Source organism: Psychrobacter sp. Ps6 (assembly GCF_022129235.1).
In the GTDB taxonomy this organism is placed as follows: Bacteria; Pseudomonadota; Gammaproteobacteria; order Pseudomonadales; family Moraxellaceae; genus Psychrobacter.
On record NZ_JADQAI010000097.1, the window covers coordinates 1 to 1815 of the forward strand.

Below are 1815 nucleotides of genomic sequence, written 5' to 3' on the forward strand. Positions count from 1 at the left end.
AGCCCGCTAATTGCTAAAATACGTGACCAAATCGCCAATGCTGCATCAACCCGAAAGGATGTGCTGATCGAAGGTGAAACAGGATCTGGCCGCCATTCTGTAGCGAAATTACTGCATAAAAATAGCGATGTTGCTGAAGGGCCACTACTCGAAGTGAATGGCAGTTCGATAACAAATGCCATGGAGATGCAACATCATATTAATCAAGCTCGCGGTGGTAGTTTGATTTTGACTAACCCACACTTTATGCCAATTGAAATTCAGCAGTGGTTATGTCGAACATTACTAGAGCAAGAACGTTTAGGTAAAAAAGAAACTCGCGTATTAGCAATTGTTGAAGGGTTAGCAGAACCCTTTGTTGAAAAAGAAGAGTTTGTACCTGAATTGTTCTATTTTTTAAGCCAAGTTCGTTTTTCATTACCAACATTGAGACAACGAGCTTGTGATATTACGCCCCTCTTTAAGCACTTTCTTAAACTCAGTTGCTTAAAGCTCAATAAACCGATTCCAACCGTAGATAAAGCGTATATCAATACACTAAATCGTCATGAATGGTCAGGTAATGTCTTAGAGCTTAAAAATGTGGCAGAACTCTATGCCATTGGCATTGTAAAACTGGCAGGTCAAGAACGTTCGCAACCTCTAGAGCAGATGAGTAGCCCTCTTGATGATTTGATCGATGGTTATGAAAAACAAGTTATTGAAGATGCGTTATATCTATTTGCCGGGCGTATCAATGATGTTTCTGCTTATCTACAAATACCACGTAAAAAACTCTATCTTCGCATGAAAAAACATGGCTTAGATAAAGCTGAATACAAAGCTCACAGCGCCAATTAAACCAGCTACCCCCAACAGTATAATCGAACTTTTGGGGGTATTTTCTCTTTATAATCCAAGAGCCCAACGCATAAATTCTTTTCGCTGAGTTTCATCGGCTTGTTGGTACAGTGATCTTAATAATTCCTGACGCTGAGTTGGTGAGAGTTTACTAACCTCAATTGGCATAACTGTTTTTGAGCTGGCAGCAGATACAGGTGTAGTTCCCACTTTCGAAGCTGATGTGACAACTGGTGCTACCGCTATTTTATGACTGGCTGATATTGCTTTTTGAGAACCCATCGCCGTTACTGGTTCTGCTTTTGGAGTAATGAACTCAGCTAATAGCGCATTATAATCAGCAAGTAATGGAGAACCACTAAAATTCATGGTCTCTACGGAATATTTAATGGACTGTCCCTTTCCATCAATAAGATCAAATTTCGGCGCTTTGGCAAACTTCACAATCTCTTGGGGCGTATCAATTCTTGGAGCTACGAGTTTAATAGCATCATTCTGAGCAGAAAAGGAGACTAACAAAGGCTGAGAGTGGATATATCCCATCGATTGCGCAGTTGAATGTGGATTTCTTGGACTCTCAAAACGGATTAAGACTCGCTGTTGACCATCTGCTAAATTGATCTGCTTTTGGGCTTTTTTCAGCTCTTGTGACTGAGCCGCTAATACAGAAAAATGGGCCGGCATTTCTAAGCTAACATTGGCTGGTACCGCATAAGAGCTCAAAAATAAGGTCGCATAAACAAGCTGTGTCATTTTTTTCATTTTTATTACCTTATAAAAACAGGGAAAGCCAGCAACAAATATCGTCACTGGCTTATTCATCATGCGTGGCTAAATATTAGAACTCGTAACGTAATCCCACATGGAAATAGTCTTCTTCTGGATTGTTCCAACCGTTCCAATCAATGGATGGGATCGAGCCATTACCTTTTTTACCATCACGGAAAACATAACTAGTGAAGATAGAAGAGCGAT

At 40.3% G+C, this 1815-nt stretch carries 2 protein-coding genes; one reads left to right on the forward strand and one right to left on the reverse strand.

Features of this window, described 5'->3' with window-relative positions:
• The coding region (locus I3255_RS14030; protein WP_238039367.1) for a sigma 54-interacting transcriptional regulator at nt 1–840 on the forward strand (840 nt) is incomplete at its 5' end.
• Between the two features lie 48 nt (nt 841–888).
• On the opposite strand, the gene I3255_RS14035 is transcribed toward I3255_RS14030, so the two are convergent.
• Nucleotides 889–1602: a DUF2057 domain-containing protein gene (locus I3255_RS14035; protein WP_238039368.1), complete on the reverse strand. Its 714-nt coding sequence runs from the start codon at nt 1600–1602 to the stop codon at nt 889–891.
• Between the last annotated feature and the right edge of the window lie 213 nt (nt 1603–1815).

Excerpts from the sequence above, each read along its gene's own strand:
- I3255_RS14035 (WP_238039368.1), bottom strand. The coding sequence starts at position 1,602 with ATGAAAAAAATGACACAGCTTGTTTATGCGACCTTATTTTTGAGCTCT.